The sequence below is a fragment of the Isoptericola sp. Y541 genome, from assembly GCF_059445465.1.
This window is the reverse complement of the sequence record NZ_JCAIUJ010000005.1, coordinates 300189-326522: the sequence shown is the minus strand read 5'-3', so window position 1 is coordinate 326522 and position 26334 is coordinate 300189. Positions and strand designations below refer to the sequence as shown.

Annotated in this window: 25 protein-coding genes; 13 read left to right on the top strand and 12 right to left on the bottom strand. The window is 73.3% G+C overall.

From position 1 onward, the window contains the following. Positions 1 to 597, top strand: a 597-nt coding sequence (locus tag AC1C2V_RS13585) for a superoxide dismutase (RefSeq protein WP_495390153.1), incomplete at its 5' end; no start/stop codon positions are given. A gap of 81 nt (positions 598 to 678) precedes the next feature. Here AC1C2V_RS13585 and AC1C2V_RS13580 read toward each other — a convergent pair. After that, the gene (locus tag AC1C2V_RS13580) at positions 679 to 966 is read right to left on the bottom strand and encodes a DUF4440 domain-containing protein (protein ID WP_495390152.1); all 288 of its coding nucleotides are present in this window, start codon (positions 964 to 966) and stop codon (positions 679 to 681) included. A gap of 94 nt (positions 967 to 1060) precedes the next feature. Here AC1C2V_RS13580 and AC1C2V_RS13575 point away from each other — a divergent pair, with 94 nt between their 5' ends. Continuing rightward, positions 1061 to 1756: a FadR/GntR family transcriptional regulator gene (locus tag AC1C2V_RS13575; protein WP_495390151.1), complete on the top strand. Its 696-nt coding sequence runs from the start codon at positions 1061 to 1063 to the stop codon at positions 1754 to 1756. Between the two features lie 69 nt (positions 1757 to 1825). Here the strand turns inward: AC1C2V_RS13575 and AC1C2V_RS13570 are convergent, their stop codons facing one another. The 5 genes from AC1C2V_RS13570 to AC1C2V_RS13550 are packed head-to-tail and all read right to left on the bottom strand — an operon-like array spanning position 1826 to position 5747. Beyond that, on the bottom strand, positions 1826 to 2083 hold the full coding sequence (locus AC1C2V_RS13570; RefSeq protein ID WP_495390161.1) for an RbsD/FucU domain-containing protein: 258 nt from the start codon (positions 2081 to 2083) through the stop codon (positions 1826 to 1828). A 20-nt stretch (positions 2084 to 2103) separates the two neighbouring features. Beyond that, positions 2104 to 2970, bottom strand: coding sequence for a fumarylacetoacetate hydrolase family protein (locus AC1C2V_RS13565; protein ID WP_495390150.1), 867 nt, complete (start codon positions 2968 to 2970; stop codon positions 2104 to 2106). Further along, positions 2915 to 4021, bottom strand: coding sequence for an aldo/keto reductase (locus AC1C2V_RS13560; protein ID WP_495390160.1), 1107 nt, complete (start codon positions 4019 to 4021; stop codon positions 2915 to 2917). The genes AC1C2V_RS13565 and AC1C2V_RS13560 overlap by 56 nt, the downstream gene beginning before the upstream one ends. A gap of 11 nt (positions 4022 to 4032) precedes the next feature. Then, positions 4033 to 4812 carry an SDR family NAD(P)-dependent oxidoreductase gene (locus tag AC1C2V_RS13555; protein WP_495390149.1) on the bottom strand — a complete coding sequence of 260 codons (780 nt, stop codon included), beginning with the start codon at positions 4810 to 4812 and terminating at the stop codon, positions 4033 to 4035. Further along, positions 4809 to 5747, bottom strand: a complete 939-nt coding sequence (locus AC1C2V_RS13550) for an amidohydrolase family protein (RefSeq protein WP_495390148.1) — start codon at positions 5745 to 5747, stop codon at positions 4809 to 4811. Before AC1C2V_RS13550 ends, AC1C2V_RS13555 begins: the two co-directional genes overlap by 4 nt. Positions 5748 to 5883: 136 nt before the next feature. Here AC1C2V_RS13550 and AC1C2V_RS13545 point away from each other — a divergent pair, with 136 nt between their 5' ends. After that, entirely contained in the window at positions 5884 to 7203 is a 1320-nt protein-coding gene (locus tag AC1C2V_RS13545) for an alpha-L-fucosidase (RefSeq protein WP_495390147.1), read from the top strand. Positions 7204 to 7288: 85 nt separating this feature from the next. Here AC1C2V_RS13545 and AC1C2V_RS13540 read toward each other — a convergent pair whose 3' ends face one another. Both AC1C2V_RS13540 and AC1C2V_RS13535 read right to left on the bottom strand, forming a co-directional pair. Beyond that, on the bottom strand, positions 7289 to 8518 hold the full coding sequence (locus AC1C2V_RS13540; RefSeq protein WP_495390146.1) for an alpha-hydroxy acid oxidase: 1230 nt from the start codon (positions 8516 to 8518) through the stop codon (positions 7289 to 7291). Positions 8519 to 8548: 30 nt separating this feature from the next. Next, complete coding sequence (locus AC1C2V_RS13535; protein ID WP_495390145.1) at positions 8549 to 9889, bottom strand: MFS transporter; 1341 nt, start codon at positions 9887 to 9889, stop codon at positions 8549 to 8551. Between the two features lie 143 nt (positions 9890 to 10032). On the opposite strand from AC1C2V_RS13535, the gene AC1C2V_RS13530 reads away from it, so the two are divergent. After that, the gene (locus AC1C2V_RS13530; RefSeq protein ID WP_495390144.1) at positions 10033 to 10680 is read left to right on the top strand and encodes a GntR family transcriptional regulator; all 648 of its coding nucleotides are present in this window, start codon (positions 10033 to 10035) and stop codon (positions 10678 to 10680) included. Between the two features lie 162 nt (positions 10681 to 10842). Then, entirely contained in the window at positions 10843 to 12507 is a 1665-nt protein-coding gene (locus AC1C2V_RS13525) for a thiamine pyrophosphate-binding protein (protein ID WP_495390143.1), read from the top strand. Between the two features lie 7 nt (positions 12508 to 12514). On the opposite strand, the gene AC1C2V_RS13520 is transcribed toward AC1C2V_RS13525, so the two are convergent. The 3 genes from AC1C2V_RS13520 to AC1C2V_RS13510 all read right to left on the bottom strand — a co-directional run bounded on the left by AC1C2V_RS13520 (position 12515) and on the right by AC1C2V_RS13510 (position 15666). After that, complete coding sequence (locus AC1C2V_RS13520) at positions 12515 to 12982, bottom strand: GNAT family N-acetyltransferase (RefSeq protein WP_495390142.1); 468 nt, start codon at positions 12980 to 12982, stop codon at positions 12515 to 12517. Positions 12983 to 13017: 35 nt separating this feature from the next. Then, positions 13018 to 13593, bottom strand: a complete 576-nt coding sequence (locus tag AC1C2V_RS13515; protein ID WP_495390141.1) for a dihydrofolate reductase family protein — start codon at positions 13591 to 13593, stop codon at positions 13018 to 13020. Between the two features lie 180 nt (positions 13594 to 13773). Continuing rightward, positions 13774 to 15666: an FAD-binding monooxygenase gene (locus tag AC1C2V_RS13510; protein ID WP_495390140.1), complete on the bottom strand. Its 1893-nt coding sequence runs from the start codon at positions 15664 to 15666 to the stop codon at positions 13774 to 13776. Positions 15667 to 15875: 209 nt separating this feature from the next. Here AC1C2V_RS13510 and AC1C2V_RS13505 point away from each other — a divergent pair, with 209 nt between their 5' ends. Then, complete coding sequence (locus AC1C2V_RS13505; RefSeq protein WP_495390139.1) at positions 15876 to 16586, top strand: IclR family transcriptional regulator; 711 nt, start codon at positions 15876 to 15878, stop codon at positions 16584 to 16586. A gap of 113 nt (positions 16587 to 16699) precedes the next feature. On the opposite strand, the gene AC1C2V_RS13500 is transcribed toward AC1C2V_RS13505, so the two are convergent. Then, a complete protein-coding gene (locus AC1C2V_RS13500) occupies positions 16700 to 18091 on the bottom strand; it encodes an MFS transporter (protein WP_495390138.1) in 1392 nt (463 codons plus the stop codon). Positions 18092 to 18139: 48 nt separating this feature from the next. Here AC1C2V_RS13500 and AC1C2V_RS13495 point away from each other — a divergent pair, with 48 nt between their 5' ends. Genes AC1C2V_RS13495 through AC1C2V_RS13465 form a run of 7 tightly spaced genes read left to right on the top strand, consistent with a single transcriptional unit; the run spans position 18140 to position 26208 of the window. Continuing rightward, positions 18140 to 19669 carry a fumarylacetoacetate hydrolase family protein gene (locus AC1C2V_RS13495; protein ID WP_495390137.1) on the top strand — a complete coding sequence of 510 codons (1530 nt, stop codon included), beginning with the start codon at positions 18140 to 18142 and terminating at the stop codon, positions 19667 to 19669. Further along, complete coding sequence (locus AC1C2V_RS13490; protein ID WP_495390136.1) at positions 19666 to 20373, top strand: GntR family transcriptional regulator; 708 nt, start codon at positions 19666 to 19668, stop codon at positions 20371 to 20373. Before AC1C2V_RS13495 ends, AC1C2V_RS13490 begins: the two co-directional genes overlap by 4 nt. Then, on the top strand, positions 20373 to 21884 hold the full coding sequence (hpaE, locus tag AC1C2V_RS13485; RefSeq protein WP_495390135.1) for a 5-carboxymethyl-2-hydroxymuconate semialdehyde dehydrogenase: 1512 nt from the start codon (positions 20373 to 20375) through the stop codon (positions 21882 to 21884). The genes AC1C2V_RS13490 and hpaE overlap by 1 nt, the downstream gene beginning before the upstream one ends. 28 nt (positions 21885 to 21912) lie before the next feature. Further along, complete coding sequence (gene hpaD, locus AC1C2V_RS13480) at positions 21913 to 23064, top strand: 3,4-dihydroxyphenylacetate 2,3-dioxygenase (protein ID WP_495390134.1); 1152 nt, start codon at positions 21913 to 21915, stop codon at positions 23062 to 23064. After that, the gene (gene hpaH, locus AC1C2V_RS13475) at positions 23061 to 23879 is read left to right on the top strand and encodes a 2-oxo-hept-4-ene-1,7-dioate hydratase (protein WP_495390133.1); all 819 of its coding nucleotides are present in this window, start codon (positions 23061 to 23063) and stop codon (positions 23877 to 23879) included. The genes hpaD and hpaH overlap by 4 nt, the downstream gene beginning before the upstream one ends. Further along, a complete protein-coding gene (locus AC1C2V_RS13470) occupies positions 23864 to 24703 on the top strand; it encodes an HpcH/HpaI aldolase family protein (protein WP_495390132.1) in 840 nt (279 codons plus the stop codon). Before hpaH ends, AC1C2V_RS13470 begins: the two co-directional genes overlap by 16 nt. Continuing rightward, the gene (locus tag AC1C2V_RS13465) at positions 24700 to 26208 is read left to right on the top strand and encodes an NAD-dependent succinate-semialdehyde dehydrogenase (RefSeq protein ID WP_495390131.1); all 1509 of its coding nucleotides are present in this window, start codon (positions 24700 to 24702) and stop codon (positions 26206 to 26208) included. The genes AC1C2V_RS13470 and AC1C2V_RS13465 overlap by 4 nt, the downstream gene beginning before the upstream one ends. The last annotated feature ends 126 nt before the right edge of the window (positions 26209 to 26334 follow it).

Here is a 26334-nt window from a genome sequence, read left to right as displayed (position 1 = left end):
TACGACTACAGCGCCCTGGAGCCGCACATCAGCGGCAAGATCATGGAGCTGCACCACGACAAGCACCACGCCGCCTACGTGGCGGGCGCGAACACGGCCCTGGACAAGCTCGCCGAGGCCCGCGAGTCCGGCGACCTCGCCGCCGTGAACCTGCACGAGAAGAACCTCGCGTTCAACCTCGGCGGCCACACCAACCACACCGTGTTCTGGAACAACCTCTCCCCCACCGGCGGCGGAGAGCCCGACGGCGAGCTCGCCGCGGCCATCACCGACCAGTTCGGCTCCTTCGCCGCGTTCCAGGCCCACTTCACCGCCACCGCCACCGGCATCCAGGGCTCCGGCTGGTCCGTGCTCGGCTGGGACTCCATCGGCTCCCGCCTCGCGATCTTCCAGCTCTTCGACCAGCAGGCCAACGTGCCCGTCGGCATCACGCCCCTGCTCATGCTCGACATGTGGGAGCACGCCTTCTACCTCGACTACCTCAACGTCAAGGCCGACTACGTCAAGGCGTTCTGGAACATCGCCAACTGGCAGGACGTCGCCGCCCGCCTCGAGCGCGCCCGCACCCAGACCGCCGGACTCATCATCCCCGCCTGACCCGATCCGGGCCCGTCGGTCGAGCCTGTCGAGACCACGATCGTGGTTTCGACAGGCTCAACCAGCGAGGTTTCGACAGGCTCAACCAGCGAGCTGCGTCTGCTGGTAGAGCGCCAGGCGCGGCTCGCAGTCGACGACGACGTAGCTGCTCGCCATGAGCGCGACGAACGGCGCGTCGTCCCCCCGCACCGCTCGGGCGCGGTAGACGAGCGCCGTGGCGCCGCGGTCCAGCACCGATCCGTCGACGAGGACCATGACTGCGTCCGCCGTCATCAGGGCACCGTAGAACGTGCCACCGCGACCTTCGCAGAGCGACGTCCACCCCTCGTGCTCCACGGACAGCAGACGGTCGAGCGTGACCTCATGCATCGTCCCAGGCTAGGGACCTCCCCGGCGGCCGCGCACCCGCGGATTCATCAGAGGAATCGGTGCGCCGCGCCCGGAACTGGGCCATACTCACGGCATGTCCCGCACGGAAGAGGTCGTCGACGGCGTCCGCCGCATGATCGTGGACGGGGAGCTCGGACCGGGCGACCGGCTGCCCGTGGAGAAGGACCTGGCCGAGCGGCTCGGCGTCTCGCGAGGCTCGCTCCGCGAGGGCGTGCGCGCGCTGACGGTGCTGGGCGTCATCGACACCCGCCAGGGCGACGGCACCTACGTGACCAGCCTCGACCCGGCGCGGCTGATGTCGTCGCTGCAGTTCGTCGTGGACCTGCAGGGAGACACGAGCGCCCGGCCGTTCCACGCCGTCCGGCGCGTGCTGGAGGTCGAGGCGGCGGGGCTCGCCGCGCACCGCATCAGCCCCGAGGCCGTCGCCGAGCTGCGCGCCGTGCTGGATCGCGTGACCGCCGTCGTCGCCGACGAGCCGGTGGACCACGAGGCCTTCATGGCCGCCGACGTCGCGTTCCACCGTCTCATCGCCGCGCAGGCCGGCAACCCCGTGCTCGAGGCGCTCGTCGAGGCGCTCGGGGGACGCACCGTGCGCGAGCGATGCTGGCGCAGCCGCCACGAGGCGGGCGTCGAGGCCCGCACCCTGCGCGACCACGAGGCCGTCTGGCGCGCCCTCGCCGCCGGCGACGCCGAGGCCGCGCGCGTGCGCATGGCCGCGCACCTGCTCGACGTCGAGGAGTCCCTCCCCGGCCCGGACGTCGAGCCCTGACCGCCGACCCCCGGACGGCACGCCACGTCGCTGGTTGAGCTTGTCGAAGGTCCCCGGGCTTCGACGAGCTCAACCAGCGGGGCTGGACCTGACGCCCGGGGGGAGCAGCAGGTTCGCGTACACCCGCTCGTCGCCGGTGGCGACGGGGACGGCGTCGAGCAGCACCTCGAGCACCTGGTCCACGCTCAGCAGGCCCGGGCGCAGGTTGAGGTGCACGCGCTCGGCGCCCGGACGGGCGCCCGTGGAGTGCGGGTAGTTCGCGTCCGCGAGGAGCACGCGCGAACCGTGACCGGCCGCCGCGAGCGCCCCGATGAGGCCGGGGTGCAGCAGCTCCTAACGCAGCACGGTCAGCTCGCCACGGCCGCGGGCACGGCGGCGAAGGCGTGCCGCTGGCGTCCCAGGCCCTCGATCTCCAGCTCCACGACGTCGCCGTCGGCCAGGTACGGGAACCGCCCGGACAGCGCGACGCCCTCGGGGGTGCCGGTGCAGATCAGGTCGCCCGGCTCGAGCGCCATGTACTGCGACAGGTGGTGGACGATCGCTGCGACGTCGAAGATCATGTCCGCCGTGGACGAGTCCTGGCGGGGCTCGCCGTTGACGAACGACCGCAGCCGCAGGCCGCCCGGGTCGACCTCCTCGGCGGGCACGAGCGCCGGACCGGTGGGCAGGAAGCCCGGGCCGCACTTGCCCTTGGACCACTGCCCGAGGGAGTCGTCGAGCTGCCAGGTGCGCTCGCTCACGTCGTCCACCACGGTGTACCCGGCGACGTGCTCGCGGGCCGCCTCGACCGACGGCAGGTAGCTGGCGCGCCTCCCGACGACGATCGCGAGCTCGACCTCCCAGTCGACCTTCTCCGCGCCGGGCGGCAGCGGCACGGTGTCGTCCGGCCCGACGACGGTGTTGGGGTGCTTGAGGAAGATGATCGGCAGGTGCGGCGGCTCGGCGCCGGACTCGCGCGCGTGCGCGGCGTAGTTCTGGCCCACGCATACGACGGCGGTGGGCCGCGCGATGGCGGCCCCGCGGCGCAGCGCGTCGGCGCCGTCGAGCACGGGCAGCTCGCCCGCGGCCAGCGCGGCCCGGGCGCGCGCCACGCCGTCGGCAGCGAGGAACCCGCCGTCCACGTCGGCGGTGAGGGTGCGTAGGTCGTAGGTGACGCCGTCAGTCGTGACGGCGGGGATCTCCTGGCCCACGGGGCCCAGGCGGAGCAGCTGCATCAGTGTCCTCGTTCTCTCGGGTGGCAGGTGAGGCGAAGGCGTCGGGGTGGGCGTCCGGGGCGAGCAGGCCGGCCTCGACGAGGGCGGTCCACAGGTCGGGCGGCACGACGGTGTTGTGCCGGGCAGCGGCCTGCCACACCTGGTCGGCGGTGCGCAGCCCCACCACGCTGCTCGCCACCGCGGGGTGCGTCCGCACGTAGGCGAGCGCCGCCTCGGGCAGCGTGACGCCGCGCGCGGCGCACACCTCGGCGACGCGGCGGGTGCGCGCCAGCAGCGTGGCGGGCGCGGGCGCGTAGTCGTAGGTGGCGTCGTCGGGCACGACGTCGTGGGCCAGCAACCCCGAGTTGTACACCCCGGCCACGACGACGGCGACGCCGCGCTCGGCCGCCAGCGGCAGGAGGTCCGCGAGCGCCGGCTGCTCCAGGAGGGTGAACCGCCCGGCGCACATGACGACGTCGACGTCGCCGTCGCGCACGAACCGCGTCAGCATCGCCGACTGGTTCATGCCCGCGCCGATCGCGCCGACCACGCCCTGCTCGCGCAGCTCCACGAGAGCCGGGAGCGCCTCGGCGAACGCCTGCTCCTCGTGCTCGTCCGGGTCGTGCAGGTAGACCACGTCGAACCGGTCCAGCCCGGTGCGCTCCAGGCTCGACTCGAGAGACCGCAGGATCCCGTCGCGGGAGAAGTCCCACACCCTGCGCACGTCCGCGGGCACGTCGAACATGTCGGGATCCTTCTCGCCCGCCGTCTCCGGCGACGGCACCAGCAGGCGGCCCGCCTTCGTCGACACGACGTACTCCTCGCGCGGGCGAGAACCGAGGCACGCCCCGAGCCGACGCTCCGAGAGCCCGAGGCCGTAGTGCGGCGCGGTGTCGAAGTACCGGATCCCGGCCGCCCACGCGGTGTCGAACGCCTCGGCCGTCTCCGCGTCGGTCGTCGCCCGGTACAGGTTGCCCGCCTGCGCCGCCCCGTACCCCAGGCTCGTCAGGTGCACCCCGGTCGACCGCACCTCCCGCGAGGTCAGACCCCACACGCCGTCCGGCACCGTCATGTCCGGCGTCGTCACGGCTGCTCGGGCGCGCGCACCCGCAGCTCGTGCATGCCGCCGTCGACGGCGAGCGCCGTGCCCGTGGTCGCCGTCGCGAGCGGGCTCGCGAGGTAGCAGACGGCGTGCGCCACGGCCTCCGGGCTGACCAGCCTGCCGGTGGGCTGGCGCGCCTCGAGCGCGGCGCGCTCCGCCGCCGGGTCGTCCGCGGCATCCAGCAGCCGACCCACCCACGGCGTGTCCACCGTGCCCGGGTTCACGCACGTCACCCGGATCCCCTCGCGCACGTGGTCGGCCGCCATCGCCAGGGTGAGTGCCTGCACCGCGCCCTTGCTCGCGGAGTACAACGCCCGCTGCGGCAGCCCCGACCACGACGCGATCGACGCCGTGTTCACCACCGCGCCATGCTCCGACGCCCGCAGGTGCGGCAACGCAGCCCGCGTCACCCGCACGATGCCCAGCACGTTCACGTCCAGCACCCGCAGCCACTCCGCGTCGTCGTTGTCCGCGACCGTGCCCTGCGCGCCGATCCCGGCGTTGTTGACCACGACGTCGATGCCGCCCATCGCGGCAGCGGCCCCCTCGACCGCCGCGCGCACCGCCGCATCGTCCGTGACGTCGGCGACCTGGGCGCCCGCGCCCTCTGGCACGCCCTCACGCGACCGGTCGATCGCCACGACATGCGCACCGCGCGCCAGCAGCGCCGTCACGACAGCAGCGCCGATACCCGACGCTCCCCCCGTCACGACCGCGCGGATGCCGGCGAACTCCGGCAGAGACTCGGTGGGGCTGCTCACGGGTGCTCCTTCTGGCTGGGGACGAGGTAGGGCCCGGGCGCCGCGCCGACGTCGAGCCCGTAGGTGGTCACGGCGGTGCGCCCGCGCACGGCGGCCCGCTCGGTGGCGGTGAGCGGCGCGAGGAGCTGGTCGACGGCGTCGAGCCAGCGGCCGTAGTCGGAGGCGAGCAGGCAGACGGGCCAGTCGCTGCCGAGCAGGAGGCGGTCGGGGCCGAGGACGTCGAGCGCGTGGTCGACGACGGGGCTCAGGTCGGCGACGGTCCACGCGTCCCACCGCGCCTCCGTGACCAGGCCGGACAGCTTGGCGACGACGTGGGGGCGGGCTGCGAGCGCGGCCAGGTCGCGGCGCCAGGCGTCGAGGGCGGCGGGGTCGCCGGCGCGCCCGTCGTGCGGCATGGTCGCCGCGATCGGCGGCTTGCCGAGGTGGTCGAGTACCAAATGCACGTCGGGCAGGGCCGCGGCGAGGCGGGTGCAGGCGGCGAGCTGGTCGTGCCGGACGACGAGGTCGAACGGGAGGCCCGCGGCGCCGACGCCGGCGATGCCCACCCGCACGTCGGGCCGGTCGAGGTAGCCGGGGTCGGTCTCGGACTGGACCATCGTGCGGATCCCGACGAGGCGGTCGCCGCCCGTCCCGGCGCGCAGCTCCTCGAGCCGCCGTGCGAGGTCGGGGTCCAGGAGGTCCGCCCATCCGACGACGCCCGCGAGGCCGGCGGCGCGTCCCTCGGGCGACGCGGCGGTGGCGAGCAGGTCGGCGGTCTCGTCCCAGCGGCTCGCGGTCTGCACGACGACGGTCGCGTCCACGCCGTGCGCGCGGGCGGGCAGGTCGCGGGGGGCGAAGTCGGCGTCGATGGCCGCCATGGTCACGGGGTCGACCCAGTCCTGCGGCGTCCGCGCACGGACCCACAGGTGGTGGTGCGCGTCGACGACGACTGGCATGTGTGTGCTCCCTTGCGCAATTCATCCAATCTATAGCAGCATCGGTGCCGCTCGGTCCAGACTCAAGGGGACGATTTCCTCGATACATCGGACCTTAGCGCTGGTTCCCGCCCGCTCGACGAGGAGTGATCCGCCCATGACTACCGCCCCGCAGCTCCGCCCGGAGCAGGCCTGGTTCACCGAGGCCAGGTTCGGCCTGTTCGTGCACTTCGGCCTCTACTCCGCCGCCGCCCGGCACGAGTGGGTGATGAGCACCGAGCGCCTGACCGCCGAGCAGTACGCACGCTACGCCGAGGTGTTCGACCCGGATCTGTTCGACGCGCGCGCGATCGCCCGGGTGGCCAAGGACGCCGGGATGAAGTACGTGGTGCTGACCACCAAGCACCACGACGGCTTCGCTCTGTGGGACTCCGCCGTCAGCGACTACAGCATCGCCCGCACGCGCGGGCGCGACCTCGTGGCGGAGCTCGCCGAGGCGGTCCACGCCGAGGGCCTGCACCTCGGGCTGTACCACTCGCTCATCGACTGGCACCACCCCGACTTCACCGTGGACCACGTGCACCCGCGTCGCGACGACCCGGACGCCCACGCGCTCAACGAGGGCCGCGACATGACCCGGTACCGCGAGTACCTGCACGCCCAGGTGCGGGAGCTGCTCACCGGATACGGGCCGGTGGACTACGTCTTCTTCGACTTCACGTTCGCCGAGGACAAGGGCGGCTGGCGCGGCAAGTACCCCGAGGACTGGGAGGCCGAGACACTGCTCGCCCTGGTCCGCGAGCTGCAGCCGCAGGCCGTGGTCAACGACCGCCTCGGCATCCCCGGCGACCTCGTGACGCCCGAGCAGTACCAGCCGGACGAGCCGATGCGCGACAGCTCCGGCGCCCTGGTGCCGTGGGAGGCCTGCCAGACCCTCAACGGGAGCTGGGGTTACGACCGCGACAACTCGAGCTTCAAGGACCCCGACCTGCTGGTGCGCATGCTCGTGGACACCGTGTCCAAGGGCGGCAACCTGCTGCTCAACATCGGCCCCGACGGCCGGGGCGCGATCCCCGCCCGCGACGCCGGCACGCTCGCCGCGCTCGGGGCGTGGACGCGCCTGCACGGCCGGTCGATCGTCGGCGCCGGGCCCGCCGACCCCGACCTCGCCGCCGCCGTCGCGCCGGGCCTGCCGCCCGGCGTCGTCCTCACGCAGCGCGACGACCGGCTGTACCTGCACCTGTTCGCCTGGCCCTTCGGGCACGTGCACCTGCGCGGGCTCGCCGACCGCGTCCGGTACGTGCAGCTGCTGCACGACGGCTCCGAGCTGCGCTCCACCCGCAGCGAACCCGACCAGAAGGCGTGGAACACCAACCCGGGGGGCCAGCCGCCCGGCACGCTCACGCTGCACCTGCCCACGGCGCGGCCCGACGTCGCGGTGCCGGTGATCGAGCTGTTCCTCGACTCCGCGAGGTAGTTCCACATCCCGCGAGGCAGTTCCACATCCCGCGAGGTAGTTCCACGATCGTGCAACCACCTCGCGGTGCGGCGGGCGCCGTCGGTCAGGGGCGGGACACGGGCTCCACGCCCGGCGCGAGCAGGTGGGGCCCGAGCTCGGCGACCGAGCCGGCGCCCAGCAGCTGCATCGTGGTGCGCACCTCCTGGGCCAGGATCTCCAGCGCGCGGTCGACGCCCCGCCGCCCGCCCGCCATGAGGCCGTAGAGGTAGGCCCGGCCGACGAGCGTGAAGTCGGCGCCCGCACAGAGGGCGACCACGACGTCGGCGCCGGACAGGATGCCCGAGTCCAGCACCAGCTCGACGTCCGGCCCGACGGCGGCACGCACGGCCGGCAGCACCCGCAGGGGCGCCGGCGTGCGGTCGAGCTGGCGCCCGCCGTGGCTCGACACCACGATCCCGTCCGCCCCGAGGTCCACGGCCCGCACGGCGTCGGCGGGGGCGAGCACCCCCTTGACGAGGAGCCGCCCGGACCACACGGTGCGGATCCACGCGAGGTCCTCCCAGTCGAGGGTCGGGTCGAACATCCCGTTGATGAGCGTGGGTAGGTCGGTCGCCGAGCCCGAGAGGGACGCGAAGGCGAGGGTCTCGGTGGTGAGGAAGTTGAACCACCACGCCGGGCGGTAGGACGCATCGAGAACGGTGCGAACGGTGAGCCGCGGCGGGATCGTCATGCCGTTGCGCACATCGCGCAGCCGCTGGCCGGCCACCGGGGTGTCCACCGTGACGAGGAGCGTGTCGTACCCGGCGGCCGCGGCCCGGTCGACGAGCCGCCGGGAGGCCTCGCGGTCCTTCCACAGGTAGAGCTGGAACCAGCGCCGGCCGTCCGGCGCCGCCTCCGCGACCTCCTCCACCGAGCGGGTGCCCATCGTGGAGAGCGTGAACGGGACGCCCGCGGCCCGTGCCGCCGTCACCCCCGCGATCTCACCCTCGGCCTGCATGAACCGGGTGAACCCCGTCGGCGCGATGCCGAGCGGCAGGGCGGAGCGCCGCCCCGTCACGGTCACCGACGTATCGACCGCCGCCCGGCCGCTCAGCACGCGCGGGACCAGCTCCGCGCCCTGGAACGCCGCCCGCGCACGCCGGTAACCGATCTCGTCGAGCGCCGCGCCGTCGACGTAGTCGAAAGCCGCACGGGGGGTCCGACGCCGGGCGATCGCCCGCAGGTCGGAGATGGCGGCGGCGCGGGCGAGCCGGGTGCCCGTGCGGTCGAGGCTCGGGGCCTCGACCCGCAGCAGGCCGGCGAGCTCACGGAGGTCCGGGAGCTGTCGTCTCATGGGTCTCCTCGGATTCGGTAGGGCGGCCGGTCAGGCAGCGGCGGCAGCAGGGCCGCGTCGCGGGGCGCCGAGCACGGCCACCAGCGCGACCCCGCAGCACACGACGAGGTACAGCGACACGTACAGAGTCCCGCCGTCGGCGGCCTGGATCAGCGCGACAGCGACGAGCGGGGTGAAGCCCGCGACGACGGCGCCGTTCAGCTCACGGGTCAAAGCGACCCCGCTGTAGCGTCTCTCGGCCGGGAAGAGTCCCGTGAGGAACGCGCCCTGGGCGCCGGAGGTCGCCGACATCACGAGGCCGAACCCGCACAGCAGCGCTGTGGTGGTCGGCCAGAAGCTGCCGCTGGACAGCGCCTGGAACAAGGGGAACGCCAGCAAGGCCCCCAGCACGCTTCCCCAGACCATCAGGACGCGCGCCCCGACGCGATCGGCCACGACCCCCGCCACGGGGGTGAGGGCGACGGCCGAGAGGGAGGAGACCGTCACGGCGAGGAGCGCCTGCGTGGGGCTGAGTCCGACGGCGTCGGACGAGAGGTACCCGACGGCGAACACCGCCATGACGTAGTTCAGCGCGTTGTGCCCGGTGATGGACAGGAATCCCGTGACGAGCGCACGCCTGTCGTGCCGGAAGAGCTCGGCCAGCGGCACCTTGCGCCGCCGCGGGTCGTGCTCGGCGCGGGCCAGCGCCTGCCGGTACTCGGGCGTCTCCTCGAGGTTGTTGCGGATGTAGAGCGCGACGACGAAGAGGACGGCCGAGGCCAGGAACGGGATGCGCCACGCCCAGCCGAGCAGCGCCTGCTCGCCGAGCGACGCCACACCCAGGAACGCGAAGGTGGCGAGGGCGATGCCCGCGGGCGGGCAAGCCAGCGGCAGCGAGGTGAGCAGGCCGCGGCGCCCGGGCGGGGCGTACTCGGCCACCAGCGTCATCGCGCCGGCCAGCTCTGCCCCCGCCCCGAAGCCTTGCACCAGGCGGAACAGGACGAGCAGCACCGGCGCCAGGAGCCCGACGGACCCGTAGGTGGGCAGCAGGCCGACGGCGACGGTTGCCGCGCCCATGAGCAGCACGGTGAACAGCAGCGCCGGTCGCCGGCCGAGCCGGTCGCCCACGTGGCCGATGATCACGCCGCCGACCGGACGGGCGACGAAGCCCACCGCGAAGGTCGCGAAGGCCGCGACGGACGTCGCGGAGGCGTCGCCGACGAAGAACAGCGGACCGATGACCAGTCCCGCGGCGGCGCCGTACAGCGCGTAGTCGTACCACTCGATGACCGTGCCGGTGATGGCCGCGACCACCGCCTTGCGCGCGCCCGGGGGCCAACCTGTGCCGGTACGCACCGCACGGGCGTCGTTGCCCGTGTCCACTCCTGTCATGGGTGCTCCTCCTTGAACACTCTGATCCAGCACTGAAATCTGTGAAATATATCTCTAGTGCATCTATCGTCTGTCTGGCAAGGGTCGGCTGCACCCGACCCTGAGCGCCCGTCCATCCCAGGAGGCCACGAATGCGACGGTCGATGACCGACCGGATCCTCGAACGCCTGCGCGAGCAGATCCTCGAGGGCGGGTTCGCGCCCGGCCAGGTCGTCATCGAGGGTTCGCTGGCGCAGGACTTCGAGGTCTCCAAGACACCGGTGCGCGAGGCCCTGCGCCAGCTCACCAGCGAAGGCCTGCTCACGGTGCTGCCACAGAAGGGCTATCTGGTGCGCGGCCTGGGCCTCAACGACCTGCGCGAGGTGCTGGATCTGCGGATGCTCCTCGAACCGCACGCCGCCGGCGCCTCGGCACAGCTCGTCGACGACCCGCTTCTGGGCGACATGCGCGCGGCCATCGAGCACCAGTCGTCGGCCGGGGCCGAGGGGATCGAGGCGATGCGCGCAGCGCGCCAGTTCCACCGCGCCGTGGCGCGCGGTGCCCGCAACGGCCGGCTCGCCGAGGCGCTCGACCGCTGCTTCGTCGACATGTCACGGGCACACCACCTGCACGTGGGCCTGCAGTCGTCCCTCGCCTCGTCCGACGACGTCACCGAGCACGAGGCCATCTTCACCGCGGTGGCGGCGGGCGACCCGGAGGCGGCCGAGCAGTCGATGCGGGCCCATCTGAGATCCGTCCGGCGCACCACGATGGAGCAGCTCCAGGAGGCCGGCCGACTCTGGTCGGAGTGAGGCCCGGCGCGTGGGCTATGCTCCCCGGGTCGAGGCGGACACGCGCCGCCTGCGCTCGAAAAAGGGGCGCGCGGCGGGCTCCCGGATGCCGACCAGCCACCGGGCCCGCAAGGGACACATACGGACCGCACCACTCATCCGTCACTGTTCCCTGGAGTCCCCGTGCCCACCGTCTCCGCTCATGTCGCCCGCACCCTCGCCCAGCACGTCGACCACGTCTTCGGCGTCATGGGCAACGGCAACGCCTGGTTCCTCGACGCCGTCGAGCGCACCACGACCACCCGGTTCACCGCCGTCCGGCACGAGGCCGGCGGGGTGGTCGCCGCCGACGCCTACTTCCGCGCGTCGGGCCGGATCGCCGCCGCGACCGTCACCTACGGCGCGGGCTTCACCAACACGCTCACCGCGCTCGCCGAGGCCGCGCAGGCGCGCGTGCCGCTGGTGCTGCTCGCGGGCGACGAGCCGACGTCCGGCCCCCGCCCGTGGGACGTGGACCAGATCGCCCTCGCGGCCGCCGTCGGCGCCCGCACCTACACCGTGGGCCGCGCGGACGCCGCCGCGACCACCGTCATCGCGATCGAGCACTCCCTCACCTATCGCGTGCCCGTGGTGCTGGCCATCCCCTACGACGTCGCGGCGCTCGAGGCCGGGCCCGTCCCCGAGGCGCCGGAGCCCGCGCTGCCCGGGCCGCTGGCCCCGGCGGGCCCGTTCGACGCGGCCGCCATCGCGGACCTCGCGCGCGCCCTCGCCGGCGCCGAGCGGCCGGTGCTGCTCGCGGGTCGCGGCGCCTGGCTCGCCGGTGCGGGCCCCGCGCTCGGCGAGCTCGCCGACGCGACCGGCGCCCTGACCGCGACGACCGCGCTGGGCCGCGGGGTCTTCCCCGACGGCCGGTACGACCTCGGCGTCGCGGGCGGCTTCGGGGCCGAGGGCGCGATGGCGCTGGTGCGGGAGGCGGACGTCGCCGTCGTGCTGGGCGCGTCGCTCAACCAGTTCACGATGCGCTTCGGCGAGCTGTTCGCGCCGGGCACGCGCGTGGTCCAGGTGGACATCGCGCCGGCCGCGACGCACCGGCACGTGGGCGGATTCGTGCGCGGCGACGCCGCGCTGGTGGCCCGCGCCCTCGTGGACGAGCTCCGCGACCTGGGCGCGGAGCCGTCCGGGTGGCGCGAGTCGGTGGACGTCGCCGCGGCCCGCGCGTACGAGACGGGGCCCGAGGACGGCCTCGCGCCCGACGGCCGGCTCGACCCGCGCACCGTGGCCCACCGGCTGGGCGGGGCGCTGCCCGCCGACCGGGTGGTCGTCTCCGACGGCGGGCACTTCATCGGCTGGGCCAACATGTACTGGCCCGTCGCCTCGCCCGACCGGATGATGATGGTCGGCACGGCCTTCCAGTCCATCGGGCTCGGCTTCCCCAGCGTCGCGGGGGCCGCCGCCGCCCGCGCGGGCTCCGCCGTCGTGCTCACCACCGGCGACGGCGGCGGCCTCATGGCGCTCGCCGACCTCGAGACCGCCGTGCGCACCGCCGGCGGGCGCGGCATCGCCGTCGTGTGGAACGACGCCGCCTACGGCGCCGAGGTGCACGTGTACGGACGGCAGGGCATCACCGAGGAGCCGATGCGCATCCCCGAGACAAACTTCGCCGCCCTCGCCGCCGCCGTCGGCGCGGAGGGTGTGGTCGTGCGCAACCTCGCCGACCTCGACCGCGTCGCGTCGTGGGCCGCCGAGCCGGTCGCCGATCGGCGCTTCCTCGTGCTCGACTGCCGCGTCTCGCCCACCGTCGTCGCGCCCTACCAGGAGGAGATCCTGCGGGCGAACCGCTCGAGGTAGCGGGGCGTCAGAGCCGCTTGCTCATCTTGATCGCGGCAGTCTCGTAGCCCAGCGACTCGTACAGGCCGCGCGCGACGGCGTTGAAGCCGAAGACGTTGAGCCCCAGCGTGTGCGCCCCCTGCCCCCGCGCGTACTCCTCGCCGAGGAGCATGGCCGTCCGCCCCAGGCCGCGGCCCCGCTCGTCCGCGTCGATCTCGATGTCCCAGACCCACCAGGCGCCCGCGTCGTCGCTCGTGTGCGGCCCGATCCAGAGGTTGCCGACGGCGTGCCCGGCGTCGTCGACCACGTCGAAGACCGCGTGGCCCGGGGTCGGGACCCCTCCGGGGAAGGCCCGCGCCATGCTGGCCTCCGCCTGCCGGGCGGCGTCCTCGGGGGTCTGCCCCATCGCGACGAGGTCGTCCGCGTACGCGGCGCGGCTGCGCTCGAGGTAGGCCGGGAGGTTCTGGGCGTCCACGGGGCGCAGGGTGACGGGCACCTGGGCAGCCTCCCACATCGCCGCCCCCCGGGTGCTCAGGCGGTAGACCCCGTATCCGGCGGCCCGTCGAGCACCGTCGGCGCGTATTCGAGCAGGGTCAGCCGGCCGTCGAGGGTCCGGCTCTCGAGGAGCTCCAGCCGGACGTCGGGCCAGCCGTCGTAGAGGCGGTCACCGCCGGTCGCGCCGTTGACCACCGGGAACACCACGACGCGCACGCGGTCCACGAGGCCCGCGACGAGCAGGGAGCGGGCGAGGCTGGGGCTGCCGATCGTCCGGAGCGGGACGTCGCCCTGCTTCATCGCGCGTACGGCCTCGACGGCGTCGCCCGCGACCAGCGTCGTGTTCGCCCACTCCAGCGGCTCGGTCAAGGTGCGGGAGAACACGGCCTTCGGCCGGGCCGTGACCTCGGCCATCTCTTCCTCGCCGGACTCGGCGAACCCCGCGAAGAGGCGGTAGGTCGTGGCGCCCAGGAGGGTCGTGTACTCCTCCTTGCCGTCCTCCTCGAGGAACGCGAAGTACTCCGGGCCGCCCATGCCCCACAGGCCGGGCCACCCCTCGGCGGAGCCGAAGCCGTCGAGCGAGGTGATGTAGTCGATCATCAGGTCAGCCATCGCGGATCCTCCCAGGCGGGCGCCCGCGGCGCCGCCTCAGATCCAGTATCCGCAGAGGTCGGGGACGCGCACGACGGCGGCGAGGGTGCAGACGCCCGATTCACACACGGTGCGGCAGTTTCGGTTCGGTGCGGCAGTTCGAACTGCCGCACCGAACCGAACCTGCCGCACCGTCGCCGTTCAGCGGCCGAGCGCCCCGGCGAAGAACTCGCCGAGCTCGTCGGTGGCCGTCAGCGGCAGCACGTGCGCCACGTACTGGTCGGGGCGCACGACGACGACCACGCCGCCGCGGTCGAGCCCCCGGGCGTCGAAGATGTCGTCCGGGACGTCGTCCGATGCGCCGGCGGCGTAGACCTTCTCGTAGTCGACCAGCGCGAACGGGCCGACGCGGGGCAGGAACACCTCGGGCACGCGGCCGATGTCGATCGCCGTGTGGTCCTGCTGGTAGACCACCTTGACGTCGAACCAGGCGTCGGGGTCGACCCCCTCGGGGGTGCGGGCCAGGGGCGACGACGGCGACGCCGCGAGCCAGTCAGCCCACGTCGCCAGCGCCGACGGCTCGCCCGGCGCCGGTGCGTCGGCGAACGCGTAGAGGCGCCAGCGCCCGTCGGCGCGGTGGTGGTGGCCCAGGTGGACCGGGTTGGTGTCCGCCAGGCGCACCACGGGCGCCGACCGGAACCGCTTGCCGACCGGGAAGCCGGCCGCGAGGGCCTGGTGCGACCGCTCCCCGACGATCATCGACGGCTGGTACTCGGTCATGAAGCCCGCCGGGAACTCGGCGGTGCGCACGTAGAAGTCCTCGAGCTCGGACGGGGAGTCGAACTCCTCCGGCTTCTTCGCCATCATCGTCGACCACTCGCGGTCGAAGTCGATGAGGTCCTTCGCCACCACGTGCCGCTCGGCGTTGTACGTGGCCAGCAGCTCCGCGGGCGCGCGGCCGTCGAGCACGTGCCCGAGCTTCCACCCGATGTTGAAGCCGTCCTGCATGGACACGTTCATCCCCTGGCCGGCCTTGGCGCTGTGCGTGTGGCAGGCGTCGCCGGTGATGAAGACGCGCGGCGTGCGCGTGCCGGCCTCCTCGACCGGCACGTCGTCGAAGCGGTCCGTCAGCCGGTGGCCCACCTCGTAGACGCTGTGCCACGCGACGTCCTTCACGTCCAGCGTGTAGGGCGTGAGGATCTCGTTTGCCCTGGCGATGATCTGGTCGATCGTCGTGGCGCGCACCGCGCGGCGGTCGCCCTCGGCAACCTCCCCCAGGTCCACGTACATGCGGAACAGGTAGCCGCCCTCGCGGGGGATCAGCAGGATGTTGCCCGCCTCGGACTGGATCGAGCACTTGGTGCGGATGTCGGGGAAGTCGGTGACGGCCAGCACGTCCATCACGCCCCAGGCGTGGTTGGCCGGGCTGCCCATGTGCTGCGCGCCGATCGCGTCGCGCACCCCGCTGCGGGCGCCGTCGGCGCCGACGACGTACCGGGCGCGCACGGTGCGGCGGACGCCGTCATGCTCCCCCGCGCAGCCCTGGAGCGTCACGACGACCGGGTGCTCGCCCTCGTCCTCCACCCGCAGGTCGACGAACTCCCACCCGTAGTCGGGCGTCGAGCGCGTGGGCGCGTTCGCGGCGACCTCGGCGAAGTAGTCGAGCACGCGCGCCTGGTTGACGATGAGGTGCGGGAACTCGCTGACGCCGGTCGGGTCGTCCACCGGCCGCGCCGCGCGCACGATGTGGTCGACGTTCGCCGGGTCCGGCTTCCAGAACGCCATCTCCGTGATGCGGTACGCCTCGGCGACGATGCGTTCGGCGAAGCCGAAGGCCTGGAACGTCTCGACGCTGCGGGCCTGGATGCCGTCCGCCTGGCCGATCTCCAGCCGGCCGGGGCGGCGCTCGACGAGGCGCGTCGTGATGTCCGGAAACTGCGCCAGCTGCGCCGCGGTGACGATGCCGGCCGGTCCGGACCCGACGACGAGCACGTCGACCTCGTCGGGCAGCTCGTCGGGACGGTCCACGCCGGTGCCGGCGGGCGGCAGCACCCGCGGGTCGCCGGACACGTAGCCGTGGTGGTGGAACTGCACGGACTCTCCTCATCGTCATCGATGCGCCGACTTCGCCGTCGGGCCTTGCACTGCGGCCAAGGTCTTGCACCGCGTCGTCGCTCGTTCTATATTCGAACGCGGCGTTCTACTATTGAATGCAGGCTAGCCCACGGGCGTCACGCGGCTCAATCCCCCCGGAAGCCCCAGAGAGGCCCCAGAGACTGGACGACGGCGACCGGAGGACGACGATGACCGAGCAGCCCCGCGGCGGGGCCGCCTCGCAGACGCTGAGCCGCGGCATCCGGATCCTGGAGATCCTCGCCGACGCGCGCGAGCCCCTGACGATCGACGGCCTCGCACAGCGCCTCGAGGTGCACCGCTCCAACGCCTACCGGCTGCTGCGCACGCTGGAGCACCACGGGCTCGTGGTGCGCGACGCGAACGGCCACGTGTCGCTCGGCGCCCGGATGGCCGCCCTTGCCGCGGGCGTCGCCCACGACCTGCAGGCCGAGGCACTGCCCGAGCTCACCGCCGTCGCGAACGAGCTGGGGATGACGTGCTTCGTCGCCGTGCTCGACCACGACGAGTGCGTCACCCTCGTCAGCGTGGAGCCGCGGCACGCCGTCGCGCCCGTGGCGCAGCGCCCCGGCACCCGGCACCCCGTCACCGCCGGCGCCCCGGGCAAGGCGATCCTCACGCTGCTGCCGGAGGCCCAGTGGCCGTCGGGCGCGTCCGACGCCCTGCACCGGACCGTGGCGGAGGCCGCCCGGCGCGGGTACGCCACCAGCCACGACGAGGTCATCCCCAGCCTGGAGTCCGTCGCCGTGCCGCTCGCGCTGCGCGGGCGCGGGCCGGCGGCAGTCGCCGTCGTGCACGTCGCGAGCCCGCTCGACCACGCGCACGTCGCCGCCCGGCTCACCGCGTCGGCGAGCGCGGTCCGCGACGCCCTCGGCGGCTGAGCCCTCCCCGTAGCGTGTCCGCCACCGGCACCTGGGGCCGCGCCACCGAGCGCACCTACAAGAGCCTGCGCAAGAAGCTGCGAGGCCGGGCGCCGGGCGTGCCCCGCGGCTCCTCAGGCCCGCGACAACCCGTAGATCGGGCTGGCCGCCTGCTCGTCCTCGTGCTCCGGCCCGAGCGGGATGCCGGTGCGGTCGCGCAGCAGCAGCGTGGCGGCGAACGCGACGACCATGACCCCGGCGATGTAGAACGCGACGGACGTGGCCGTGCCCGTGCTCTGCACCAGCCAGGCCGCGATCGTCGGGGCGAACGCGCCGCCGAGGATCGCGCCGAACGCGTACGTGATCGACACCCCCGAGTAGCGGATCGACGCCGGGAACAGCTCCGCGAAGTACGCCGCCTGCTGCCCGTAGGTGAACCCGTTGCCGATGGCGAACAGCGACACCCCCAGGAACAGCAGCCACGGGTTGCCGGTGTTCACCAGCGGGAAGAGCAGGAAGACGGTGGCGAGGAAGGCGATCCAGCCGATGATGTAGGTGTTCCGCCGGCCGATCCGGTCGGACACCGCCCCCGCGGCGAAGGTGCACGCCAGCCAGACGACGGAAGCGCCGGCCACGGCGAGCAGCACCGGGGTGCGGTCCATGCCCACGAGGCCGCCGTCGGCGAGCGGCGTGGTCGCGTAGTTCTGCAGGTAGCCGCCCGTGGTCATGTACCCGGCGGCGTTGTTGCCCGCGAACGTGAGCGCGGCGAGCAGCACGAGCAGCCAGTGCTTGCGGAACAGCGTGAGGATCGGCGTCTTCGCGGCCGCCTTCTTCTCCGCGATCTCCAGGAAGACGGGGCTCTCCTCCACCGAGCGCCGCACCACGAACCCGACCGCGATCAGCACCACGCTCAGCAGGAACGGGACGCGCCATCCCCAGGCGACGAAGGCGTCCCCCGGCGAGATGACGCCGGTCATGAGGGCGAGCATGCCGGAGGCCAGCAGGAGCCCGATCGGGACGCCGATCTGCGGGAAGGCGCCCATCCGGCCGCGCTGACCGGCCGGGGCGTGCTCGACGGCCATCAGCACCGCCCCGCCCCACTCGCCGCCGGTGGACAGGCCCTGCAGGATGCGCAGCAGGACGAGCAGCACCGGGGCCAGGATGCCGATCTGGTCGTAGGTGGGCAGCAGCCCGATGAGGGTGGTGGCGGCGCCCATCAGGACCAGGGTGACGACGAGCATGGACTTGCGGCCGATCCGGTCGCCGAAGTGCCCGGCCAGGAAGGCGCCGAGCGGCCGGAACAGGAAGCTGATGCCGACGGTCGCGAACGCGAGAAGCGTCCCGATCGACGACCCGGCCGGCTCGAAGAAGAGCGCCCCGAAGACGAGCCCGGCGGCGCTGGCGTAGAGGAAGAAGTCGTACCACTCGATCGTGGTGCCGATGACGGTCGCGAACGCGACGCGTCGCAGCTCGCGGCGCCGGGCGCCGTCGGCGGTGGTGGTCAGGGCGTCGGTGCCCGAAGTCATGGCGGTGACCTCTCTGTCGGTCCGCGGCGTTTCGAGGCATCGTATACGATGCGTGATACGACACGACGTGTTCGACACGACGAAGGGGTCCCCGTGGTCATCGACGACCAGCCCGGCAAGATCATCGCCGTCCACCTGAACTACCCCTCGCGCGCCGCGCAGCGGGGCCGGACGCCGAGCCAGCCGTCCTACTTCCTCAAGCCCGCCTCGTCACTCTCCGCGACGGGCGGCACGATCGAGCGCCCGCTCGGCACCGAGCTGCTCGCGTTCGAGGGCGAGGTCGCGGTCCGCATCGGGACGCCGGCGCGCTGGGTCTCCCCCGCCGACGGCTGGTCGCACGTCGACGCCGTCACCGCGGCCAACGACTTCGGCCTGTACGACCTGCGCGCCGCCGACAAGGGCTCCAACCTGCGCAACAAGGGCGGCGACGGGTTCACGCCGCTCGGGCCGCGGTGGATCCCGGCGGCCGACGTCGACCCCGCGGGCCTGCGGGTGCGTACGTGGGTGGACGGCGAGCTGGTGCAGGACGACTCGACGGGCACGCTGCTCTTCGACGTCGGGCGCCTCGTCGCCGACCTCTCGCAGCACCTCACGCTCGAGGCCGGCGACGTCATCCTCACCGGCACCCCCGCCGGCTCGTCGGTGGTGGAGCCCGGTCAGGTCGTGGAGGTCGAGGTGGACGCCCCGGACGCGCCCGGCGCCCCGACCAGCGGCCGCCTGGTCACCACCGTCATCGCCGGCACCCGCGAGTTCGGCGACTACGGCTCGAAGCCCGCCGTCGACGAGAAGCAGCGCGCCGAGGCCTGGGGCGCCCCGCCGCCGGTCGAGCCTGTCGAGACCACCGACGGGGTCTCGACAGGCTCAACCAGCGGGGTGCTCACCGACGCGATGCGCGAGCGGTTCGTCGGCGTCGCCGTCGCGACGCTGTCGGCCGTGCTGCGCAAGCGCGGGTACACCGACGTCTTCGTCGAGGGCGTGCACGGCAACCACGGGGGCGACCGGTTCGTCGGCACCGCCCGCACGCTGCGGCTGATCCCGTTCCGCCCCGACCTGTTCGCGTCGCACGGCGGCGGGTTCAACGCGCAGAAGCGCGCGTTCGACGCCGTCGAGCCGGGCGAGGTGATCGTGATCGAGGCCCGCGGCGAGCGCGGCACCGGCACCGTGGGCGACGTGCTCGCCCTGCGCGCCCACGTGCGCGGCGCCGCGGCGATCGTCACGGACGGCGGTGTGCGCGACGCCGACGCCGTGGCCGACATCGGCATCCCGGTGTTCTCCCAGGGCCCGCACCCGTCCGTCCTCGGTCGCAAGCACGTGCCGTGGGAGACCGACGTGACCGTCGCCTGCGGCGGGGCCGCGGTGCAGCCGGGCGACGTCGTGGTGGGCGACGGCGACGGCGTGCTCGTCATCCCGCCCGCCCTCGTCGCCGACGTGCTCGCCGAGGCCGAGGCGCAGGAGGCGGCCGACGCCTGGGTGGCGCAGCAGGTCGCCGGTGGCGCCCCCGTGGACGGGCTGTTCCCCATGAACGCCGAGTGGCGGGCCCGGTTCGAGCGCGAGACGGGCGCCGGGGGTGCCGGATGACGGTGACGGCCGCCCAGAGCAAGTCGCAGCGCGCCTACGCGTTCCTGCGCGAGCGGATCGAGGGCGGCACCTACGTGCCCGGCTACCGGCTCGTGCTGGCGCAGCTCGCGAGCGAGCTGGACATGTCGGTGGTGCCGGTGCGGGAGGCGATCCGCCGCCTCGAGGCGGAGGGCCTGGTGACGTTCGAGCGCAACGTCGGCGCCCAGGTCGCCCTGATCAAGGAGACCGAGTACCAGCACACGATGGAGACGCTGGCGCTGGTCGAGGGGTTCGCCACCGCGCTCTCCGCCCCGCACCTGACGCCCGCGCAGCTCGACGCCGCCCGGGCGGTCAACAAGCGGATGCGCGGGTGCCTCGACGACTTCGACCCGCACCGCTTCACCGAGCTCAACCTCGAGTTCCACGCGGTGCTGTTCGAGCCGTGCCCCAACCCGCACGTGCTCGACCTCGTGCACCGCGGCTGGCGGCGCATGACCGTGCTGCGCGACTCGTCGTTCTCGTTCGTGCCCGGCCGGGCGCGCGAGTCGGTCACCGAGCACGACCAGATCCTCGACCTGATCACCGACTTCCAGGCGGGGGGCCGGGACGCCATCGACGTCGAGCTCGCCGCCCGCCGCCACCGCACCCACACGCTCGACGCGGTGCTGGCGTACCAGGCCGAGCACCGTCCGCGCAGCGCCGTCGAACAGCCTGAGGAGAACTGATGACCGAGCAGAACTCGCCGCAGATCCAGCGTCCTGCCGACCTGCCGACCACCGTCCAGCACTACATCGGCGGCCGCTTCGTCGACTCGGCCGACGGCGCCACGTTCGACGTGCTGGACCCGGTCTCCAACGAGACGTACCTGCAGGCCGCCGCCGGCAAGCAGGCCGACGTCGACGCCGCCGTCGCCGCCGCCCGCCGCGCTTTCGCCGAGGGTCCGTGGCCGCGGATGCTGCCGCGCGAGCGCTCGCGCGTGCTGCACAAGATCGCCGAGATCGTGGACTCGCGCGACGCCCGACTTGCCGAGCTGGAGAGCTTCGACTCGGGCCTGCCGATCACCCAGGCGCTGGGCCAGGCGCGCCGCGCGGCCGAGAACTTCCGCTTCTTCGCGGACCTGATCGTGGCGCAGGCCGACGACACCTACAAGGTGCCGGGGCGGCAGATCAACTACGTGAACCGCAAGCCGATCGGCGTCGCCGGGCTCATCACGCCGTGGAACACGCCGTTCATGCTCGAGTCCTGGAAGCTCGCGCCCGCGATCGCCACCGGCAACACCGTCGTCCTCAAGCCCGCCGAGTTCACGCCCCTCTCCGCTTCCCTGTGGGCCGGGATCTTCGAGGAGGCGGGGCTGCCCCGCGGCGTGTTCAACCTCGTCAACGGGCTCGGCGAGGAGGCCGGCGACGCGCTCGTCAAGCACCCCGACGTCCCGCTCATCTCCTTCACCGGCGAGAGCAGCACGGGGCAGCTGATCTTCGCCAATGCCGCCCCGCACCTCAAGGGCCTGTCGATGGAGCTGGGCGGCAAGTCGCCCGCGATCGTCTTCGCCGACGCCGACCTGGACGCCGCGATCGACGCGACGATCTTCGGCGTCTTCTCCCTCAACGGCGAGCGCTGCACCGCCGGCAGCCGCATCCTCGTGGAGCGGTCCGTCTACGACGAGTTCGTGGAGCGCTACGCGGCGCAGGCGGAGCGGGTGCGCGTCGGCTACCCGCACGACCCGGCCACCGAGGTGGGCGCCCTCGTGCACCCGGAGCACTTTGCGAAGGTCATGAGCTACGTCGAGCTCGGCAAGGCCGAGGGCCGGCTGGTGGCCGGCGGTGGCCGCCCCGAGGGCTTCGAGACCGGCAATTTCGTGGCGCCCACGGTGTTCGCCGACGTCAAGCCCGACGCCCGGATCTTCCAGGAGGAGATCTTCGGGCCCGTCGTCGCCATCACGCCGTTCGACACCGAGGCCGAGGCGCTCGAGCTCGCCAACGGCGTGAAGTACGGCCTCGCCGCGTACGTGTGGACCAACGACCTCAAGCGGGCGCACAACTTCTCGCAGGCCGTCGAGGCCGGGATGGTGTGGCTGAACTCGAACAACGTGCGCGACCTGCGCACCCCGTTCGGCGGCGTCAAGGCCTCCGGCCTCGGGCACGAGGGCGGCTACCGGTCCATCGACTTCTACACCGACCAGCAGGCCGTGCACATCACGCTCGGCAAGGTGCACAACCCGACCTTCGGCAAGAGCTGACCCCACCGATCCGGCAAGGACGCCTGACATGACTCATCTCGAGGACCGCACCCTGACCTCCTCCGGCTTCTACGTCTCGCAGGAGGCCCCCATCCGCTGCGACAACCCGGTCGCGACGCCGCAGGCGGAGCCCCCGGACATCCTGCGCTGCGCGTCCATGGAGCTGGTCGTCACCGACCTCGCCGCCTCCCGCCAGTTCTACGTGGACGTGCTCGGCCTGGTCGTGACCGAGGAGGACGAGGACGCCGTCTACCTCCGCTCGATGGAGGAGTTCATCCACCACAACCTCGTGCTGCGCCGGGGCCCGGTCGCCGCGGTCGCCGCGTTCAGCTACCGGGTGCGCACGCCCGAGGACCTCGACAAGGCCGTCGCCTTCTTCACCGAGCTCGGGTGCCGCGTGGAGCGCCGGGGCGGGGGGTGGACCCGCGGCATCGGCGACTCGGTCCGCGTCACCGACCCGCTCGGCTTCCCGTACGAGTTCTTCCACGACGTCGAGCACGTGGAGCGCCTCGCCTGGCGCTACGACCTGTACACGCCCGGCGCCCTCGTCCGCCTGGACCACTTCAACCAGGTGACGCCCGACATCCCGCGCGCGGTGAGGTACATGCAGGACCTGGGCTTCCGCGTCACGGAGGACATCCAGGACGCCGAGGGGACCGTCTACGCTGCCTGGATGCGGCGCAAGCCCACCGTGCACGACACGGCCATGACCGGCGGCGACGGCCCGCGCATGCACCACGTGGCGTTCTCGACGCACGAGAAGCACAACATCCTCGCGATCTGCGACAAGCTCGGCGCCCTCCGACGGTCGGACTGCATCGAGCGCGGCCCGGGGCGGCACGGCGTGTCGAACGCGTTCTACCTGTACCTGCGCGACCCGGACGGGCACCGCGTCGAGATCTACACGCAGGACTACTACACGGGGGACCCGGACAACCCGGTGGTCACCTGGGACGTGCACGACAACCAGCGGCGCGACTGGTGGGGCAACCCCGTGGTGCCGAGCTGGTACACCGAGGCGTCGCTCGTGCTCGACCTCGACGGCAACCCACAGCCACTGGTGGCCCGCACCGAGGACTCCGAGATGGAGGTGACCGTCGGCGCCGACGGCTTCTCGTACACGCGCCGGGACGAGGACGGCGACGGGGCGCAGGGCTTCAAGCTGGGGGCGACGCTGTGAGCGGCGCACCCTCCGCCGACGGCGAGCGCACGCTCGACGACGCCGCCGTCGTCGCGATCGCGGACGAGCTCGCTGAGGCCGACCGCACCCGCACCCCGGTGCCCCTGCTCACCGCGCGCCACAACGGTATGACGGTGACCGACGCATACGCCGTGCAGCGCACCTGGCGCGACCGGGGCGTCGCGCGCGGCCGGCGCGTCGTCGGACACAAGATCGGGCTGACGTCGAAGGCGATGCAGGCCGCCACGGGCATCACCGAGCCGGACTACGGCGTCATCTTCGACGACATGGTGCTGGAGTCCGGCGGCGTCGTGGAGCACGCGGCGTTCTCCAACGTGCGCGTCGAGGTGGAGCTGGCATTCGTGCTCGCAGCGCCGTTGCAAGGCCCCGGCGTCACCGCGACGGACGTGCTGCGAGCGACCGACCGCGTCGTGCCCGCGCTGGAGATCCTCGACGCGCGCGTCGAGATGGCCGGCCGCACCATCGTCGACACCATCAGCGACAACGCCGCGATGGGCGCCATGGTGCTCGGCGGCCGGCCCGTGCGGGTCGACGACGTCGACCTGCGCTGGGTCTCTGCCCTGCTGTACCGGAACGAGACCATCGAGGAGACCGGCGTCGCCGCGGGCGTGCTGGGGCACCCCGCCACCGGGGTCGCGTGGCTGGCGAACAAGCTCGCCGCGCACGGCGATACGCTCGCCGCCGGGGAGACCATCCTGTCCGGGTCGTTCACCCGCCCCACGTGGGTGCAGCCGGGCGACACCGTGCACGCCGACTACGGGACCCTGGGGGCCGTGACATGCCGCTTCGCGTGACGACCGACGGACCGACCACCGACCGCTCGCTCGCCCAGATCCTGGCCGCCGCGGACGGGCGTCCGGTGGTGGGTGCCTGGTCCAGCCTGGGCAGCCCCCTGGCGGCGGAGATCCTGGCCGGCAGCGGCCTCGACGTCGTGCTGGTGGACGGCGAACACGGGCCCAACGACCTCACCACCGTGCTCGCGCAGCTCCAGGCGACGGCCGCGTACCCCGTCGCGACGCTCGTGCGGGTGCCGTCCGGCGACCCGGTCGGGCTCAAACGGGTGCTCGACCTGGGCGCCATGAACGTGCTGGTGCCCATGGTGGACTCGGCCGCCCAGGCCGCCGACGCCGTGCGCGCGGTGCGGTACCCGCCGGCAGGCGTGCGCGGCGTGGGCAGCGCGCTGGCCCGGTCGTCACGGTGGAGCCGGGTGCCGGGCTACCTGGGCGGAGCGGACGACGGCATCACGCTGGTCGTGCAGCTCGAGACCCGCGCCGCGATCGAGGACGCCGAGGCGATCGCCGGCACGCCCGGCGTCGGCGCGGTCCTGATCGGCCCCGCCGACCTCGCCGCGTCGCTCGGGCACCTGGGGAAGCAGGACCACCCCGAGGTGGTCGACGCCGTGCTCGGCGCGATCGCCGCGTGCGGACGCGCGGGCACGCCCGTCGGCGTCAACGCCTTCGACCCCGCGATGGCCGACCGCTACCTGGACGCCGGCGCGGCCTACGTCGTCGTCGGCGCCGACGTCACCCTGATCGCGCGCGGGGCCGAGCAGCTCGCGGCCCGCGTCGCCTCCCGCACACCAGCAACGACACGGCCGAAGGACGGTGGAACCCGATGACGACGGTTTCGACAGGATCGGTTTCGACAGGCTCAACCAGCGAGCGGCGCGAGCGTGCGGCGGCGTTGCTGCCCTCGACCCCGACCGGCCTGCTGATCGACGGTGCCTGGCGCGACGCGTCCGACGGCGGCACGTTCGCCGTGGAGAACCCCGCCACCGGCGACACGCTGACCCAGGTCGCCTCGGCGACCAGCGACGACGCCCGCGCCGCGCTCGACGCCGCCGCGGCGGCGCAGGGTGCGTGGGGCGCGACCCCGGCGCGCGAGCGGGCCGAGATCCTGCGCCGGGCGTTCGCCCTCGTGCAGGACCGGCGCGAGGACCTCGCACTGCTCATGACGCTCGAGATGGGCAAGCCGCTCGCCGAGGCGCGCGGCGAGGTCACCTACGGCGGCGAGTTCCTGCGCTGGTTCGCCGAGCAGGCGACGCACGACGAGGGTCGGTACGCGCACACGCCCGAGGGGTCGCTGCGCATGCTGGTGCAGCGCCGCCCGGTGGGCCCGTGCCTGCTCATCACGCCGTGGAACTTCCCCCTGGCGATGGCGACCCGCAAGGTGGCGCCCGCCGTCGCGGCCGGCTGCACCATGGTGCTCAAGCCGGCCCGGCTCACGCCGCTCACGTCGCTGCTGTTCGCACAGCTCATGGTCGAGGCCGGCCTGCCCCACGGCGTGCTCAACGTGGTGCCGTCGGCGTCGGCGTCCGCGGTGAGCGAGCCGCTCCTGGCCGACCCCCGGCTGCGCAAGATCTCCTTCACGGGGTCCACGCCGGTGGGCCAGAGCCTGCTGAAGTCGGCCGCGGACAACGTGCTGCGCACGTCCATGGAGCTCGGCGGCAACGCCCCGCTCGTGGTCTTCGAGGACGCCGACCTCGACGTCGCCGTCGACGGCGCGATGGCCGCCAAGCTGCGCAACGGCGGCGAGGCCTGCACGGCCGCCAACCGCTTCTACGTGCACGAGTCCGTGGCCGACGAGTTCGTGGCCCGGCTGGCCGAGCGCATGCGCGCCGTCGTCGTCGGGGACGGCCTGGACGACGGCACCACGCTCGGCCCGCTCGTCGAGGCGAAGGCCGTGGACTCCGTCGCCGCCCTCGTGGACGACGCCGTGTCCCGCGGCGCGCACGTCGTCGTCGGCGGCTCGCGCGTCGACGGCCCGGGCCACTTCTTCCAGCCCACGCTGCTGCGCGACGTCCCCGTCGACGCCCGCTGCATGCGCGAGGAGATCTTCGGCCCCGTCGCACCGGTCGCGACGTTCCGCACCGAGGACGAGGCCGCGGAGCTCGCCAACTCCACCGAGTACGGGCTGGCGTCGTACGTCTTCACGAAGGACGTGCGCCGCGGGCTGGCGTTCGCCGAGCGGCTGGAGTTCGGGCTGCTGGGCCTCAACGCCGGCGTCATCTCCAACGCCGCTGCGCCGTTCGGCGGGATGAAGCAGTCCGGCACCGGCCGCGAGGGCGGGTTCGAGGGCATCGCCGAGTACCAGGAGACCCAGTACGTCGGCATGCCGCTCTGACCCTCCGCGAGGTAGTTCCAGATCCCGCGAGGTAGTTCGAAAATCCGCGAGGTAGTTCCAAAAACGACGAGGTAGTTCGAAACCGGCCGAGGTTGTCCATCACCTTGCGCAGATTCGAACTACCTC